Raw genomic sequence first — 16,019 nt, 5'->3', positions numbered from 1 at the left:
CCATGAAAACCCCTTACAAGATAGCTTCCATTTTGCTCTGCGGAGCATTCGTTTCCAGCGCTGTCTATGCCGCAAGCGGTGTTTCGGGTGCGACGGTGGATACGCGCAATCTGTTCCACGACAAGCGACCAGTCATAACGCCGAAGTCGATCACCCCCGGCGCTTATGACCCGCATGGGGATTATACCAATGATCCCAATTCGAAGATCGAACATCTGTTCTTGCCATGGGAAGATGTGGATCTGACGAGCCTGAGTGCGGCTGATGCCTATGCGCGGGAACGCGGTCGTGATCTGCTGATCACCATCGAGCCATGGTCATGGGCGCGCGACTGGCGCGTTGCACCCGATGCACTGCTGAGCGGTATTGAGAATGGTCGCTACGACTCCAACATGGCCGCTGTCTGCTCGGCGGCGTCGAAGCTGAAAAGCCCGGTAACTATTCGCTGGGCTCAGGAAATGGATGACAAGACAGGCCAGTTCACCTGGTCTTACTGGTCGCCGCAGGGATACGTCGCCGCTTATCAGCATGCCGTGACGGTCTGCCGGAAAACACTGCCAAACGCCAAATATATGTGGTCGCCGAAGGGCGAAGAAGGGCTTCAGGCCTATTATCCGGGTGATGCATTTGTGGATGTGATCGGCCTCTCGGTGTTCGGTTATGAACCTTATGACAAGCTGGAGCTCGGGCGCGCCACCAGTTTCGTCGAGCGCGCGAAACCCGGTTACGACCGCGTGGTGGCCTTCAACAAGCCGATCGTGATCGCGGAACTCGGCTATGAAGGCAGCGATGACTATGTTCGGGCCTGGGCAGCAGAGGCGAACAAGCCTCAACCTGAATTCCCGGAACTGACAGCCGTTGTCTACTTTAACGACCGCGAAGTCTACCCTTGGCCAAGGGGTGTCGGACGGCCTGACTGGCGCGTTGCGAACCACCCATTGGATTAAACTGAAACTCGAACGATTGGACAGGAAAGCAAAATGTTTTCGATCCGTTTCACAGCTGTGAGTGCGGCGCTGTCCGTACTCCTGATGGCCGGTGCCGCCGAAGCTGCACCCAAGCCAAAAGTAGACGACGCAACGGCCAGACAGGCCGCTGCTGCATCACCAATGTCCGCACAGGCCCTTGAGGGAATCTATGCGGGCAAGACATGGAAATGGAAGGATGGCGGCGGCTTTTTTTCTGCGGAAGGCCATGAGTTTTCAGCCTGGTCACAGAAGGGGAAAGCCTGGTCTTACGGCGAAGGACGCTGGTATGCCACCAATGGCGGCAAGCTCTGCATGCAGGCTTACTGGCGTGACAGATCCGGTGGCGTTGGAAACACGACCTGTTTTCTTCATCGCGAGAAAGCGGGCGTGATTTACCAAAAGCGTTCTATCGGAGACAAATGGTACGTTTTCCAGAGCAATCCTTCGCAACCAACCGATGAAGCACGAAAGCTCGTGCGCGGCGATCTGGTGGGCAAGGGACTGGTGCGCATAAAGGCAATGGCCCGTTAGCGCAGAACGACATCAGGCGGGGAAACCAGTCCGCCAGCTTCGTGCGTTAGGAGTGCATCAGCGAAGTTGGCGGACTGGTGGTCTGCGGAGACCGACATCTGCATCCTCGAATAGCAGCGGATGCAGATGTCGGATCCAGACCACGAACATTATTAGTCACGCGTGAAGCAGCGCGACTTTTGACCAAAGCCACTCGGCGTGCAGACATAGGAATTGCCGCCGAAATATTGCGAAGCCGAGACTTTAATGACCTTGCCCATTGGGTTCTTATTGTAACGGACTTCGTTGTTGACGCGATACTTGACGAGGTAAACAGACTGCGTGTCATTCTTCGGCTTGTATTTATCTTTGGCCTGCGCATTTGCAGACAGGCACAGAGAAGCTGCAAGACCTATTGCCGCTGTTGCTACCCACTTTACGCTTTCACGGCGTACAGCATTGAAAAATACATTGTCCATGCGACTGCCTCCTGTTGGTTATTTTGGAGGTGTTTTAGCAAGTGCGATTTAATATTCTTGCCGGAAATTCAAGACAATTTTCATCAAATGGGATGCAGCCGTATATATCCCACGATAGGTGTATCCTGTCTACTGTTAGCTTGTGCTAATATACGAGGGAGATGTCGAACACGGGTAAAAAAGATCTTAGAGACTGTTTTTACCTAACATTTTGGATTTCCTGGACTTGTCGTGTTGGCCTATTTTTAAAATTGAATAATTATATCAAGTTTTCCATGCTTTATACATGAAACGAATTTAATATTTGGCCGGGCGAATCCCATTTATTTAATTTTTTGCTAATGTTATTATTTCAGCCTAAAGTCTAAGACAAAGTGCATCGCTTTGATCAAGCGGTGAAATCAAGGAATTGCCGTGACGGCCGACAGTGACAAGACTGGGCAAGATCTTAGGTCAGAATTTGTCGAGCGCCGACAATCAGTGCGCGTGCCGGTGTCTCCATTGGGCGAAATTGTTGGGGGCAGTAACCTTCTGGAACCCCTGATCTTCACGACGGAATATTACGAACCTTCCCAACAGTTTGCTGCCTGGCAACAACACATGCAACCTTTGCTGGATATACGCCTGCCGGATGGAGTTCGCCCCAGCGACGGATTTATAGCCTCTCAAACCGTGTGGAATCTGGGCGGTATGCTCCTTGTCCAACAGACTGCACCGGCATTCAGCTATGAACGTCCGAAGGAAAAGGTGCGTTTCAGCCCGATCGACCACTGGCAGATTGGCTTTTTGCGCAGTGGACATAGCTGGACGGGGGTGGATGGTCGTGTGGCAGAGAGCGAGCCGGGCATGATCGATGTGCGCTCGTTCGGCTATCCATTTCGGGGGCGGGCGATCGCGTCGGAGTCCGTTTCCCTGATTATCCCCGTCGATCAGTTTGCAGGTCGCGGCGGCATGCCGGAGTCCAGCAACAATGTTACGTTGGGCGGTTACCGCGCCAAATTGTTGATCGACTTTGTTTCAAGCCTTGAACACGGTCTCAATCGCGTCACCAACGAAGACTTGCCGGCGTTGCGGGATAGTCTGCGGCAGATCATATTCGACACAATCGCACCGCTGGTGAATAAAATCGACGTGAGCGAGCAGATTTCCCAATTGGGATTGATGACCAAGGCGCGGCGGTTTATCCAGAAAAACCTTATGTCGAGGGATTTGACGCCAGAAGCGCTGAGCCGTGAACTGGCAATTTCGCGCACGCATCTTTATCAGCTCTTCGAGGGGTCGGGCGGGGTCCTCAACTATATTCGGCAAAGGCGCCTGTTCGCCGCTCACGCCATGCTGGCGGATGCATCCGAAAATCGAAAGGTTGCAGATGTGGCGCTGGCTTTGGGTTTTGATTCTGCGGCCAACTTCACGCGGGCGTTCACACAGCAGTTTGGCTATAGCCCCAGCAGTGTGCGCAAGGCGTCTTCAAGAACCGAGGCGGTCGCAGACACGCAACAGGATCCGAGGCAGCCGGTGACGTTCGAGACATTGTTGCGGACGCTTGCCATGTTCGAGACCTGACAAGATAGTTTGGGCGAAAGGGAAACAAAAAAGGCGCCAGTGGCGCCTTGTTCTATGAGCTGATCATTCGTCCTACCCATATGAGTATACAAGCTCCGACGAAACCTGAAATCAGATAGCCGAGCCAGCCACCAAACGATACGCCGAGCAAGCCGAATAGGAAGCTGGCTACCGTAGCACCGATGATACCCAAAATGATATTCATGAATATGCCGGTGTTGCTATTCATGAAGTTGGAAGCAATCCAGCCAGCAAGGCCGCCAATGATGATGGCAGCAATCCAACCCACGCCTGCACCGCTCATGTGATCCACTCCTCTAATCCGGGTTCGGTAACGGCTTATCCATCTGCCGAACCTTGAAACATGCCTTCCCGAATAGGGCCCGAAATGGACCGCACTTTAGAAACAAGCACATTATGACAACAGGCCTTCGAAGCGTATGCGTCTCAAAAACGAAAACGCTTCAAGAAATCGGATCGATCGTTCGAACTATCGACAAACGCCTGAAACATCTGCTTATCCATCGAGATAAACTCTTGGCTCCAAGCGTCTGTTTAAAAACGCGTTATGCGGCCAAATGTTCCATTAGCAGCAGGAATATCAAAGGCCGCTAGGAACAATACCACCATTGTCCTTGAGCTTCTGAATGACCTGCTTGGGCAGCCAGACATTCAATGTCGCGGAATCGCTTATGTCGCCAGTATAGCCAAGTTCCTTGGCAAGTTCCTTGCGGTGTTCAAGGCTGCTGTCGAGCCCCAGCGCCTTCATCAGATCGACGATAGACGTTTTCCAGTTGAGCTTCTGGCCGCTCTTCGCCACCGCCGCATCGAGTACAGCGCTGACATCGACAGTACCGGTAGCGGCAGGCGCCGTGGACGCGGGTGCTGCTGTTGGGGATGGTGCGGCTGCTGTTGTCTGGCTTGGTGCGGCGGTTGCGGTCGTTGCGGTGGCAGGCGTTGCTGCCTGTGCCTGACCCCATATGGCGCTCTTGATCTTGTCGAAAATGCCCATGTCCAACTCCAGTTGTAAAAACAGGTGGCCCGACCGGGGAATTGTCTGATCAGACGTGGTCGGACACTTCACTCAGCCAAAGGACTGGCTGTGCCGAACAGAATGCATCATTTTACAAATGGTTCCAGACAATATTGCACGTCAGTGGTAGATAACTGAAATTATGTCTGTATCTCTTTGTTAAGATGACGGGCTTCAGCTCGAAATAAAGGGTGTTCGTTCAGTCTGATGAATATAATAATGCTCGATAGCAACATCCGGAAGCTCGGACAGATCAAACGATTGTCTGTTTGTTGCTTTCATCCTTCCTTCGTCGGACAAGGTCACGCTCGGAGCACTCTTTAAAGGCACGGCAACGGAGAGGCCATAAAGAATGGCACCCCAGATCACGAAGGGCGATACCGCAATAAGTACGAATATGTACTGAGGTGTTTCCATATTCTAAATTTTGAAGTTATTGCAGGCAAACGTCAAAGAAAAGACAACCTCTCAAGGCCTTGCTGAGCGCTTTCCTTTCCCAATCTCTGCTGGAAAGAGGGGAATAAAAGTTCCGCTGCTCCGTGCCGGCGTTTCACGAAGAGGCCGACACACGTGATGTGTGTGCTGTGAATATCAACAATCTCCGAAAACAAACGTTGCATTTTCGCCACAATGCGTTGCATAGATGCAACGCTATTGGGTATCATGGTTAATATGAACGAAGCGAATCTGACCACGGATATGGATAAGGCGGAACAATCGTCGCGCAAAGGCGAGGGGCGCAGACTTCTTGCATTGCCGGGGATCATCACCGTTGTCTCGGCGCTTGTGACGGCGTCTATTTCGTTTGCGATTCTAATCGGTATTACTCCTATTACGCCTGACCGCACCGTCACGCTGGTCTTGGTCATCATCAATGTCGCGTTGATTTTGTTCCTGATCTTGCTGATTTGTCGTGAGGTCTACCGTATCGTCACGGCCCGGCGGTCGGGCAAGGCGGCATCGCGGCTGCATGTCCGCATTGTCGCTTTATTCTCGCTGATCGCGGCTGTTCCGGCAATCGTGGTCGCCATTGTGGCATCGGTAACGCTCAATCTCGGTCTCGACCGCTGGTTCGACACGAACACGCGCGACATTGTGAATTCGTCACAGAGCCTGACGACCGCATATATTCGCGAAACGGCGCTCAATCTGCAAAGCACGTCCTATTCGATGCTGCAGGATCTGGATGCGCAACGCACGCTTTACAGTCTGGACCGGGGTGGCTTCATCGAGTTGATGACATTGCAGACGCGCGGACGCGGGCTGCTCGGCGCATTTCTGGTGCGCGAAAACGGTTCCATCGTGGTGAAAAGCGACACCGGCATGGAAGTGCGACTTCCGCCGCCGACGGAAGATGCTTTGAAAACTGCAACGGATGGCAAACCTGTCATCATTCCGCCCGGTAATCTCAATTTCGTCGGCGCAATCATCAAGATGCGCGAGATTCCGGACGTCTTTCTATACACAGTCCGTGCTGTCGATCCGCAGATTTTAGACGCCATGCGTCTGATGGAAGCCAATACGCAGCGCTATCAGGCCATGGATGCAAACCGTATTCCAACGCAAATTGCCTTCGCACTTTTGTATTTTGGTCTGACGCTGATTGTTCTTCTGTCTGCCATCTGGACCGGTATCGCGGTTGCGGATCGTCTGGTGCGCCCTATCCGCCTGCTGATCGGTGCAGCTGACGATGTGACCGCCGGTGACCTCGACGTTTCCGTGCCGGTTCGTTCATCGGATGGCGACGTGGGGGCCTTGTCCGGCACGTTCAATAACATGGTCGCAGAGCTGAAAAGCCAGCGCAACGAGCTGATTGCGGCCAAGGACCAGATCGACGAACGTCGTCGCTTCTCGGAAGCCGTGCTTTCGGGCGTGACGGCGGGCGTCATCGGCATTGAAACCGACGGCTCCATTTCGATTCTTAACCGTTCGGCAGAACATATGTTCGGTGTCGTTTCGAAGGATGCAGTGGGCAAGAGCTTGAGCAGCATCGCGCCTGAGGTCGGGCAGGCGTTTGAAGTGGCACGGACTGCGGACAAGCCGGTCCATCGCGAGCAGGTGAGTATGACGCGAAACGGTGTGGCGCGCACATTCAACGTTCAGGTTACGGTCGAAGATGTTGAATCGGAAGATCATTCCTATGTCGTGACGGTGGATGACATCACCGATCTCGTGCAGGCACAGCGCACGTCCGCGTGGGCCGATGTCGCGCGGCGCATCGCGCATGAGATCAAGAACCCACTGACCCCCATCCAGCTTTCCGCCGAGCGTATTCGTCGTCGCTACGGCAAGGTCATTACCGAGGACCGAGAAGTCTTCGATCAATGCACCGACACCATTATCCGTCAGGTGGGTGATATCGGCCGCATGGTCGATGAGTTCTCCGCCTTTGCGCGCATGCCGAAGCCGGAAATGCGGCAGATGGATATGCGCGAAGCGTTACGCGAGGCATCTTTTCTGATCGAAGTCAGCCGCAGCGACATCAAGTTCGAAAATGATTTTGGACCGGAAAAGCTGACTGGTTCTTTTGACAGCCGTCTGATCGGTCAGGCTTTCGGTAATGTCATCAAAAATGCGAGCGAAGCGATTGATGCTCTTCCGAAGGAGGATCGCGGCGAGGGGCATATTCTCATTCGGTCCTATAAGACTGACGGGCATCTGATTGTCGACGTGATCGACAATGGCAAGGGCTTGCCGGGCGACGACCGCCAAAAGCTGCTTGAACCCTATATGACCACGCGGGAGAAGGGCACCGGGCTTGGCCTCGCCATCGTCCGCAAGATCGTCGAGGATCACGGCGGACATCTTGAATTGCATGACGCGCCAGCGGATTTCCACGGAGGTCGTGGCGCAATGATACGGATGGTCTTTCCAGATATGCAGGCCGGTGTAACCGAGGCTGCCGACGGAAACGACGACACAAAGATAGCTGGACAGGTGAATTGATATGGCAGCCGATATTCTTGTAGTTGATGACGAAGCGGATATCCGGGAGCTCGTAGCTGGTATTCTCAGCGATGAGGGTCATGAAACCCGCACCGCCTTCGATGCGGACAGTGCGCTGGCGGCTATTGGTGATCGCGTGCCGCGACTGGTGTTTCTGGACATCTGGCTACAAGGCAGCCGTCTTGACGGTCTGGCTCTGCTGGATGAAATCAAGAAGCAGCATCCCGATCTGCCGGTGGTCATGATTTCTGGTCACGGCAATATCGAAACAGCGGTCTCGGCCATCCGGCGCGGCGCTTACGACTTCATTGAAAAGCCTTTCAAGGCGGATCGTCTGATTCTCGTCGCCGAGCGCGCTCTGGAAACCTCCAAGCTGAAGCGCGAAGTGTCTAATCTGCGCAAACGTTCCGGCGAAAGCATGGAGCTGATCGGCGCGTCTCTCGCGATGAGCCAGCTCCGGCAGACCATCGAGCGCGTCGCGCCGACCAACAGCCGCATCATGATCACCGGCCCTTCGGGTGCCGGTAAGGAGCTCACGGCGCGCGCCATTCATGCGCAATCGACCCGCGCCAACGGACCGTTCGTGACCGTGAATGCGGCGACAATCACGCCGGAACGCATGGAGATCGAACTGTTCGGCACCGAAATGGATGGTGGCGAACGCAAGGTCGGTGCTTTGGAAGAAGCACATGGCGGCATTCTCTATCTGGATGAAGTTGCCGACATGCCGCGCGAAACGCAGAACAAAATTCTGCGCGTGCTGGTCGACCAGCAGTTCGAGCGCGTCGGCGGCACCAAGCGCGTCAAAGTCGATGTGCGCATTATTTCATCCACGGCACAAAACCTTGAAGGCATGATTGCCGAAGGCACATTCCGCGAAGATCTGTTCCATCGCCTGTCGGTCGTTCCCGTGCAGGTTCCGCCGCTCGCGGCACGGCGTGAAGATATTCCGGCGCTTGTAGAGTATTTCATGATCCAGATTGCCGGGCAGGCGGGTATCAAGCCACGTAAAATCGGTGCGGATGCGATGGCGGTGCTTCAAGCCCATAGCTGGCCGGGCAATATCCGTCAGCTGCGCAACAATGTGGAGCGCCTGATGATTCTGGCGCGCGGCGACGATGTAGACGCGCCGGTAACGGCTGATCTTCTTCCAGCAGAAATCGGCGACACGCTGCCGCGTGCGCCGACGGAATCGGACCAGCACATCATGGCTCTGCCGTTGCGTGAAGCGCGTGAGCGCTTTGAAAAGGAATATCTGATCGCCCAGATCAACCGTTTTGGCGGCAATATTTCACGCACTGCGGAATTTGTCGGTATGGAACGCTCGGCTCTTCATCGTAAATTGAAATCACTCGGCGTATAAGCATCTGGTGATTTTAAAAGCGGGGTAGCCATGCGGGTGATCGTATGCGGAGCGGGGCAGGTCGGCTATGGCATAGCCGAACGACTGGCCGCCGAGGAAAACGACGTTTCCGTCATCGATACGTCGGCGCGTCACATCGAAATCGTGCGTGATACACTGGATGTGCGTGGATTCGTTGGCCACGGCTCGCAGCCGGATGTGTTGGCTGCGGCTGGCGCCGACGAAGCCGACATGATCATCGCCGTTACGCTGTCTGACGAAGTGAATATGGTCGCATGTCAGGTTGCCCATTCGGTGTTCAATGTCCCGACGAAGATTGCGCGCATCCGTGCCCAGTCCTACCTCAAGGCGGAATATCAAGACCTGTTTCTCCGCGAAAATCTGCCGATCGATGTGATCATTTCGCCCGAGCTGGAAGTGGGCGAGGTGGTGCTGCGCCGTATCGCCTTGCAGGGCGCAACGGATGTTTTGCGCTTCGCCGATGATCGCGTCATCGGTCTAGCCATTGAATGTCTCGAAGAATGTCCGGTCATAAACACGCCGCTCAAGCAACTGACAGATCTTTTTCCCGATCTGGCGGCCACGGTGGTCGGGGTTGTCCGCAATGAAAACCTGTTCATTCCGCGCTCATCTGATGAGCTAAATGCAGGCGATCTGGCTTATGTGGTTACAACGCGTGAGCAGGTCCGCCGAACTCTTTCGCTGTTCGGGCATGAAAAGCCGGAAGCACGCCGCATCGTCATAGCAGGCGGCGGCAATATCGGGCTTTATGTGGCCAAGGCGATTGAAGACCGCAAATGGCAGACCCGCGTGAAGATGATCGAAAGCGATCATGAGCGCGCTTTCACGATCGCCGATCAGTTGAAGCGGACCATGGTGCTGCATGGCAGCGCGCTGGATCAGGCATTGCTGCAGGAAGCCGATATTCAGGACGCCGATCTGATGGTGGCGCTCACCAATCAGGATCAGGTGAATATTCTCTCCAGCATCATGGCGAAACGCCTTGGCTGTAAAAGCAATATGGCCTTGCTCAACACGGTCGCCTATCAAGATTTCACCCACATGGTGGGCATCGACGCCTATATCAATCCGAAGGCGGTGACTGTTTCTAAAATCCTGCAGCATGTCCGCCGCGGGCGTATCCGGGCGGTCTACAGTGTCTATCGCGATATGGCCGAAATCATTGAAGCCGAAGCACTGGAAACGTCGTCGCTCGTCGGCGCGCCGTTGCGGGATCTGGATTTGCCCGTGGGTTTGCGAATCGGCGCGATTTACCGGGACGGGCAGGTTATCCGCCCCAATGGCGATGTTCGCATCAAGCCGAAGGACCGGGTGGTGATTTTCGCAACAGCTGAAGCCGTGAAACATGTGGAGCAAATGTTCCGCGTCAGCCTCGAATTCTTTTAACTATTAATGGTGATATAATTTACTGCGTGTGACTGATATAAGCCGCCAAGTGACATCGTTGGGGGTTTATATGGATATCTGTACCTTCTGGTACGGACCTTCTTTGCGTGAGGTCGATCAGATTTGTCTGGCGTCGATGGTCATGACAGGCCAGCGCGTGAAGTTGTTCGCCTATGCGCCGATAGAAAATGTTCCCGCTGGTGTAGAGCTGCATGACGCCCACACGATCTTGCCGGAACGCGCGTTCAAACGGCTCGATCCTGGCTTCCCGACCCTTCGCTCCTCAACAACCATTGTCCAGTTCAGCGATATTTTCCGCATCATGCTGATGAAGCATAAGCAGGGTGTGTGGCTCGATACGGATGTCTTTCTTCTCAAGCAGTTCCATCCCAATCCGGAAAAACCCTATCTCGCAAGAGAAAACCGATATCGTGTTGGAGTGTCAGCGCTCTATTTCCCGCATGATCATCCAATCATTGGCGAGTTCGAAGCCTATATGTCTGCGACGCATGCTCTGCCGCGATGGCTTGGATTTCGGCGCGGAAAATTGCGACCGCTCTACTACCGGGCGATTGGCAAGGAAGTCACACCTGCCTCTATCGGCATAACGGTGTTCGGCAATGATGGCATTTCTCGGCTCGCCCGGAAATATGGGGTATTCAAGAACGCGGCTCCGCAGGAGAATTTTTACTATTGGGTCGGCAAGGATGCGACACGCATCTACGATCCGGCCTGTGGGTTAAAGCCGCTCCATCATCCGGACTTTATTGGCTTCCATGTTCATAAAAAACACAAGGAAGTTGTTTCACTGCAACCCGGCAGTTTTTACATGTGGATGAGGGATCGCGTGAAACCCGTGCTTGAACATAATGATAATATTGAGCTTTCCAAGGCGAGCTGATCACTGGATGCTAACCTCGCTACCAATATTTGACACGTGTTCAGCAAAATTGTCGGTTGCGCAAAGATTCCCATCCTGTTAACCGAAGCTTGAGGGCGAAGCAGTTGTCTTTCCACAGCAATTGCAGTTCTGTACCGGCACCTCGCGTTCCGGTGCTTGATTTATGCAAATGCGCATGCTCGTCTGGAGCATTTCCAGCAAAAGTGTGAAACGGTTTTGCGTCCGGAAATGCGATAGGGAATAACTGCATTTCCAGCAAAAGTGTGAAACAGTTTGCTGGTCGAGAAATGCTTGAAAACAATGAGAGAGAGCGGGTTTACCGCTTTGATTTATCGCGAACAGGCTGCTGATCGATTAAAGGAATAAAAACAATGGCTGAACGATCGCAAAATCTTCAAGACCTTTTTCTGAACTCCGTACGCAAACAGAAGATCTCGCTCACGATTTTTCTGATCAATGGCGTGAAACTGACTGGCATCGTGACGTCTTTCGACAATTTCTGTGTGCTGCTGCGCCGCGATGGTCATTCGCAGCTTGTCTATAAGCATGCAATTTCGACGATCATGCCGAGCCAGCCGGTTCAGATGTTCGAGGGCGAGGAAGCCTGACGCTTTCCGAATTCCATTCGGGTGTAGCGGCTTCGCCCAGCGATGTCGCGTCGCCCTGATCTATCGTTAGGCGATTATTCCGGGTCTCCGTTGGGGCTCGGATATATTTGCTTTAACGTCCGGGGCGTCTTCCATTTGAAACACGCATAGCGGCGACCTATTTGTGCTTGATGATGGAGCGCAATGTCTCTGCACTCCCCGGAGAATGTTTATTTGTCCAAATTCAAGGATAAGAACGCGTCGTCCTTCGACGCGCATAAAGACGATGCAAACAAAGGCTACGGCCTTTCCGAACAAGAACCGACCAGAGCTGCCGTCGTCGTTCCCATTCTGCCGGAGCGCTATAATGCCAGCGGTTCGGGCGAAGAAGGCGCTCGCACGCAGTTTCAGCGCTCGAACGAAGCGCGTCTTGAAGAAGCTGTCGGTCTGGCTCGCGCCATCGATCTTGAAATCATCCATGCCGAAGTCGCGATTATTGCCAATCCGCGGCCCGCAACCTTGCTTGGCGCGGGCAAGGTCGAGGCCATTGCCGATACGGTCAAGGAACACGACATCGGGCTGGTCATCGTCGACCATGCCCTGACGCCAGTTCAGCAGCGCAATCTCGAAAAGGATTGGAACGTGAAGGTCATCGACCGCACGGGCCTCATTCTAGAAATTTTCGGTGAGCGCGCACGGACCAAGGAAGGTGCGTTGCAGGTCGAGCTGGCGCATCTGAACTACCAGAAGGGCCGACTGGTTCGCAGCTGGACCCATCTGGAGCGTCAACGCGGCGGCGGCGGATTTCTCGGCGGTCCGGGTGAAACCCAGATCGAAGCCGACCGCCGGCTGTTGCAAGACAAGATTCTGAAGATCAAGCGCGAGCTGGAAACGGTTGTGCGCACACGCACGCTGCACCGCCAGAAGCGGCGCAAGGTGCCGCATCCGATTGTTGCGCTTGTCGGCTATACCAATGCCGGCAAATCGACGCTGTTCAACCGCATGACCGGCGCGGAAGTGCTGGCTGAGGATATGCTCTTCGCCACGCTTGATCCGACGCTCCGTCGCATTCGGCTGCCCCATGGCGAGACGGTCATCCTGTCCGACACGGTGGGCTTCATTTCCAATCTGCCGCACCATCTGGTGGCAGCCTTCCGCGCCACGCTGGAAGAAGTGGTGGAAGCCGATCTCATTTTGCACGTGCGCGATATTTCCGATCCAGATAACGCCGCGCAGGCTGAAGATGTCGAGAATATCCTGGCTGGTCTCGGGATTGAGCCGCAGGACCGCAAGCGCGTCGTCGAAATCTGGAACAAGATTGACAATCTGGACGAAAGCGGACGCGAGGCGGCATTGCGTCTGGCCGCTGCCGGTGGTGATGAAGGCCGCCCGATACCCCTGTCAGCCATCACAGGCGAGGGCGTTGATCGTTTGCTTGATCTGATCGAAACGCGGATAGCGGGTGTGCTTGGCGCCATCGATATCGTCCTTTCACCTTTCGAGCTGCACATACTGAACTGGATCTACGAGCACGGCAGTAACGTGCAGCGCGAGGATCTGGAAGACGGTTCGGTGCGGGTGAAGGCGCGTCTCACAGAAGTGGCGCGCCGGACGCTCGACGACAAGCGCGGTATCAGGCCGGAGAAGCCGGAAAACGACTGGGATTGATCATCATCCTGTGAGGGGGCGAGCACCACTTGCGGAACAGGGGCGCAACGCCCTATGTATGGAAGTCCGACGATTCAAATCCACTCAATTCGCATCATTACATCCAGAGGCCCATAATGAGAGATCCGATTGAAACCGTCATGAACCTCGTGCCGATGGTGGTCGAGCAGACCAACCGTGGCGAGCGGGCCTATGATATTTTCTCGCGCCTTTTGAAAGAGCGCATCATCTTCGTCAACGGACCGGTTGAAGACGGCATGTCGATGCTGGTTTGCGCGCAGCTTCTGTTCCTCGAAGCCGAGAACCCGAAAAAAGAGATCAACATGTACATCAACTCGCCGGGTGGCGTGGTGACGTCCGGTATGGCGATCTACGATACAATGCAGTTCATCCGTCCGCCGGTATCCACGCTCTGCATGGGGCAGGCCGCGTCGATGGGCTCGCTGCTTCTGACGGCAGGCGCAACCGGCCAGCGTTATGCGCTGCCGAATGCCCGCATCATGGTTCACCAGCCTTCGGGCGGCTTCCAGGGGCAGGCGTCGGATATCGAACGCCATGCGCAGGACATCATCAAGATGAAGCGCCGCCTCAACGAAATCTACGTGAAGCACACGGGCCGCGACTACGAAACCATCGAACGCACCCTTGACCGCGATCATTTCATGACCGCGCAGGAAGCGCTCGAATTTGGTCTCATCGACAAGGTCGTTGAAGCACGTGACGTGAGCGCCGACGAATCGAAGTGAGCCTGAATCAGGCTCCCTTCCAATTATTGGCCCCTTTTGCCACAAAAGGGGCTCAATTCTTGGACCAACGTGAAGGTTAACGCGCCGCGTTAAGCATCTGTTGGGCATCAAGGCGCTAAAGTTGGTCAGATCAGGCCGAATCTTTGCCGGGGACTTATTTTTTGTTTGTTCGACGGTTCAGGTTCTGCAAAAGTCACCAAATGACTCCTTCGGTCGGGGAGTCTACGGTGACTGGAATCCTAGAAACTACAGGGGCAGTGCGTATTAGCTGTCAATGTGACCGGTAGAAGGTGAGTATTTCCTTCCGTACTGGTTCCGAACCGGAAGAAACGATCGGAATGAACAGCCCAAGGTTCGTTTCGGTTTATTGAAAGGAAACTGCAATGAGCAAAGTCAGCAACAGCGGCGGCGATTCCAAGAATACGCTTTATTGCTCGTTCTGCGGCAAAAGCCAGCATGAAGTGCGCAAGCTGATTGCAGGCCCGACCGTTTTCATCTGCGACGAATGCGTCGAACTCTGCATGGATATCATCCGTGAGGAAAATAAATCCTCGATGGTGAAGTCCCGTGAGGGCGTGCCGACGCCGCAGGAAATCATGGCCGTTCTTGACGACTATGTCATCGGCCAGAAGGATGCCAAGCGCGTTCTGTCGGTTGCGGTGCACAATCATTACAAGCGTCTGGCGCATCAGTCGAAGAGCAACGATATCGAACTGGCGAAGTCGAATATTCTTCTCGTCGGTCCGACCGGCTGTGGCAAGACCTATCTTGCACAGACGCTCGCTCGCATCATCGATGTGCCATTCACCATGGCCGATGCGACGACACTCACGGAAGCCGGTTATGTCGGTGAAGATGTTGAAAACATCATCCTGAAGCTGCTTCAGGCTGCTGATTACAACGTCGAACGCGCGCAGCGCGGCATCGTCTATATCGACGAAGTGGACAAGATCAGCCGCAAGTCCGACAACCCGTCCATCACGCGCGATGTATCGGGCGAAGGCGTGCAGCAGGCGCTTCTCAAGATCATGGAAGGCACCGTTGCCTCGGTGCCTCCGCAGGGCGGTCGCAAGCATCCGCAGCAGGAATTCCTGCAGGTGGATACGACGAACATCCTGTTCATCTGTGGCGGTGCTTTTGCCGGTCTCGACAAGATCATCTCGGCTCGTGGCGAGAAGACCTCCATCGGCTTCGGCGCTACGGTCCGCTCAGTTGACGAGCGTCGTATCGGTGCGGTGTTCCGCGAGCTGGAACCGGAAGATCTGCTGAAGTTCGGTCTTATTCCGGAATTCGTCGGTCGTCTGCCGGTTATTGCGACGCTCGAAGATCTCGACGTCGATGCACTGGTCCAGATCCTGACAGAGCCGAAGAATGCGCTCGTAAAGCAGTATCAGCGCCTGTTCGATATGGAAAATGTCGAGCTGGTGTTCCACGACGACGCTCTGCGCGCCATTGCCAATAAGGCAGTTGAACGCAAGACCGGTGCGCGTGGTCTGCGCTCGATCATGGAAAAGATCCTGCTCGACACGATGTTCGAACTGCCGACGCTGGAAGGCGTTCGCGAAGTCGTGATCTCCGGTGATGTGGTGGATGGCAGCGCCCGTCCGCTCTACATCTATGCGGAGCGTCAGGACGAGAAGGGCAACGTTTCGGCTTAAGAGATTGAAAATATCCTCAAAAGGCCGCGAAAGCGGCCTTTTTTGTTGTCAGTCTGGCGATTCAATTTAGTGTTGAGCGTTCGAAGCTCTTGATTGGGAGCATATCCGAAGCGGCATATTGTGCAAATTGCCAGGACGGCGCAGGATAGTTAACGATTCTATGAAAGCCGCTCGAAACCGGCTATTGAAT

Annotated in this window: 14 protein-coding genes; 11 read left to right on the top strand and 3 right to left on the bottom strand. The window is 54.5% G+C overall.

Going from position 1 to position 16,019, the window contains the following annotated elements; all coding sequences use genetic code 11:
- Positions 1-2: 2 nt before the first annotated feature.
- Both JAU75_RS02230 and JAU75_RS02225 read left to right on the top strand, forming a co-directional pair.
- Positions 3-947, top strand: a complete 945-nt coding sequence (locus JAU75_RS02230) for a glycoside hydrolase family 26 protein (RefSeq protein WP_199054232.1) — start codon at positions 3-5, stop codon at positions 945-947.
- Positions 948-980: 33 nt separating this feature from the next.
- Positions 981-1,499: a DUF995 domain-containing protein gene (locus tag JAU75_RS02225; RefSeq protein WP_199054231.1), complete on the top strand. Its 519-nt coding sequence runs from the start codon at positions 981-983 to the stop codon at positions 1,497-1,499.
- Between the two features lie 152 nt (positions 1,500-1,651).
- On the opposite strand, the gene JAU75_RS02220 is transcribed toward JAU75_RS02225, so the two are convergent.
- The gene (locus tag JAU75_RS02220; RefSeq protein ID WP_199054229.1) at positions 1,652-1,957 is read right to left on the bottom strand and encodes a hypothetical protein; all 306 of its coding nucleotides are present in this window, start codon (positions 1,955-1,957) and stop codon (positions 1,652-1,654) included.
- 414 nt (positions 1,958-2,371) lie between these two features.
- Between JAU75_RS02220 and JAU75_RS02215 the strand changes: the two genes are divergently transcribed.
- Positions 2,372-3,520: an AraC family transcriptional regulator gene (locus JAU75_RS02215; protein ID WP_199054227.1), complete on the top strand. Its 1,149-nt coding sequence runs from the start codon at positions 2,372-2,374 to the stop codon at positions 3,518-3,520.
- Positions 3,521-3,572: 52 nt separating this feature from the next.
- Here JAU75_RS02215 and JAU75_RS02210 read toward each other — a convergent pair whose 3' ends face one another.
- Both JAU75_RS02210 and JAU75_RS02205 read right to left on the bottom strand, forming a co-directional pair.
- Entirely contained in the window at positions 3,573-3,824 is a 252-nt protein-coding gene (locus JAU75_RS02210) for a GlsB/YeaQ/YmgE family stress response membrane protein (RefSeq protein WP_199054224.1), read from the bottom strand.
- Positions 3,825-4,121: 297 nt separating this feature from the next.
- The gene (locus tag JAU75_RS02205) at positions 4,122-4,532 is read right to left on the bottom strand and encodes a DUF3597 domain-containing protein (protein ID WP_199054222.1); all 411 of its coding nucleotides are present in this window, start codon (positions 4,530-4,532) and stop codon (positions 4,122-4,124) included.
- Between the two features lie 651 nt (positions 4,533-5,183).
- Here JAU75_RS02205 and JAU75_RS02200 point away from each other — a divergent pair.
- The 8 genes from JAU75_RS02200 (at position 5,184) to clpX (ending at position 15,829) form a co-directional block, all read left to right on the top strand.
- Positions 5,184-7,499 (top strand): PAS domain-containing sensor histidine kinase, encoded by a 2,316-nt coding sequence (locus JAU75_RS02200; protein ID WP_199054221.1) that lies wholly within the window; start codon positions 5,184-5,186, stop codon positions 7,497-7,499.
- A gap of 1 nt (position 7,500) precedes the next feature.
- The gene (locus tag JAU75_RS02195; protein ID WP_199054220.1) at positions 7,501-8,862 is read left to right on the top strand and encodes a sigma-54 dependent transcriptional regulator; all 1,362 of its coding nucleotides are present in this window, start codon (positions 7,501-7,503) and stop codon (positions 8,860-8,862) included.
- Positions 8,863-8,892: 30 nt separating this feature from the next.
- Entirely contained in the window at positions 8,893-10,269 is a 1,377-nt protein-coding gene (gene trkA / locus JAU75_RS02190) for a Trk system potassium transporter TrkA (protein ID WP_078338594.1), read from the top strand.
- Positions 10,270-10,339: 70 nt separating this feature from the next.
- Positions 10,340-11,170, top strand: a complete 831-nt coding sequence (locus JAU75_RS02185; RefSeq protein WP_199054219.1) for a glycosyltransferase — start codon at positions 10,340-10,342, stop codon at positions 11,168-11,170.
- A gap of 371 nt (positions 11,171-11,541) precedes the next feature.
- Positions 11,542-11,778, top strand: coding sequence for an RNA chaperone Hfq (gene hfq, locus JAU75_RS02180; protein ID WP_002964239.1), 237 nt, complete (start codon positions 11,542-11,544; stop codon positions 11,776-11,778).
- 213 nt (positions 11,779-11,991) lie between these two features.
- A complete protein-coding gene (gene hflX / locus JAU75_RS02175; RefSeq protein WP_247880357.1) occupies positions 11,992-13,425 on the top strand; it encodes a GTPase HflX in 1,434 nt (477 codons plus the stop codon).
- 116 nt (positions 13,426-13,541) lie between these two features.
- Positions 13,542-14,171 (top strand): ATP-dependent Clp endopeptidase proteolytic subunit ClpP, encoded by a 630-nt coding sequence (gene clpP, locus JAU75_RS02170; protein WP_006470421.1) that lies wholly within the window; start codon positions 13,542-13,544, stop codon positions 14,169-14,171.
- Between the two features lie 383 nt (positions 14,172-14,554).
- Entirely contained in the window at positions 14,555-15,829 is a 1,275-nt protein-coding gene (clpX, locus tag JAU75_RS02165) for an ATP-dependent Clp protease ATP-binding subunit ClpX (protein WP_078338598.1), read from the top strand.
- The last annotated feature ends 190 nt before the right edge of the window (positions 15,830-16,019 follow it).

Source organism: Ochrobactrum sp. Q0168 (genome assembly GCF_016427605.1).
Classification (GTDB): Bacteria; Pseudomonadota; Alphaproteobacteria; order Rhizobiales; family Rhizobiaceae; genus Brucella.
Note: the sequence above shows the minus strand (reverse complement) of the source record. Positions and strands in the feature narration are given on the sequence as shown.